A 1,296-nucleotide genomic window follows, 5' to 3' on the forward strand; every position below is an offset into this window, starting at 1 on the left:
AAAAAGCTACAACTATTCCTAATAAAACACTATGACTAATAGCATCAACTACCATAGAAGACTTTTTCAATACTAAAAAAACTCCTAAACTAGCCAAAGTCAAAGAACAAAATAAAATAACTAAAAAAACATCTAGTTCAAAGCCACCAACAACATTATTTATAAAACTTATCATTAAACAATACCATCAATTAAATTTTCAACTAATTTAATTCCTTTAGGTGTTAATTGGGCTTTTTGATTTTGTAACATTAAATATTTTTCCTTCCATAAAAAACTTTCTATTTGAATTATTGGCAAACTCAAAGTATGAGTTTCTTCTTGTTCGTAATAAAGATGAATAAGTTGACGAAATTTTTTAATCTTTTTTTGATATTTAATTTTTTGCACATATCTACTAATAACTCCATATTTAGGAGAAAATAGCAAGGACAAAGCAATAAATAAAGTAGTAATAACAATAATAATTGGTCCTGTTGGCATATCTTGTACACTATTGCTTATAAAAACTCCAATTAAACTAGAAAAGAAAGTAACAATGGAAGCAACAATAACATTAGTAACAAATCTATCACTAAATTGACGAGCAATTACTCCTGGCATAATTAAAAAGGCACTTGTCAAAATAATACCAATAATTTTTAAACTAATAACTACTACTCCAATTAATAAGAAATTAAGAATAAAAGTCATAATTTTAGTGTTAAATCCTACACTTTGGGCAAACTTATCATCAAAAATATAAATTTTGAATTCTTTCCACAAGCCAACTACCACAACTAAAGTAATTAAAGCCATAATGCCAGTAGAAATCATATCTAGTTCAGTTACTAAAGCAATTTGCCCTAAGATAAATTTTTCCAAAGTAGCTATTTTGTTATCCTCACCAGTATTTTGAGCAATGGCAATCAAAACGTTGCCAAGACCAAAAAAAGAAGCAAGCACTAACGATAAGACTGTATCTGATTTAATTTTGGAATATTTTTTAATAAGTTCCATCAAAAGCAAAGTAACAAACGAGGCAAGAATAGCACCCAGCCACAAAACCCAAATATCTGTACTACGAGCAAAAAGATAAACTAAGGCAATTCCTGGCAAAGCGGTATGAGAAAGAGCATCTCCAATTAAGGCTTGTTTTTTCAGGATAATAAAAACACCTAAAATACCTGATGTAAATCCTAAAAAACTAGCTGCTAAAAGCACTTTAACAACAGTATAATTAAATTCTAAAGCAAACATATTTCATCCTTTCTTATTTATTGGTTATTTTATTCTTTTTATTATATGATTATTTAT

At 27.7% G+C, this 1,296-nt stretch carries 2 protein-coding genes; both read right to left on the bottom strand.

The annotated features are described in order from the left end of the window. The coding region (locus OL66_RS03680; protein ID WP_162178805.1) for a metal ABC transporter permease at window positions 1-175 on the bottom strand (175 nt) is incomplete at its 3' end. Further along, window positions 175-1,239 (bottom strand): metal ABC transporter permease, encoded by a 1,065-nt coding sequence (locus tag OL66_RS00700; protein WP_034172065.1) that lies wholly within the window; start codon window positions 1,237-1,239, stop codon window positions 175-177. The genes OL66_RS03680 and OL66_RS00700, both read right to left, overlap by 1 nt. Between the last annotated feature and the right edge of the window lie 57 nt (window positions 1,240-1,296).

The sequence above is a fragment of the Chrysanthemum yellows phytoplasma genome, assembly GCF_000803325.1.
Classification (GTDB): Bacteria; Bacillota_I; Bacilli_A; order Acholeplasmatales; family Acholeplasmataceae; genus Phytoplasma; species Phytoplasma asteris.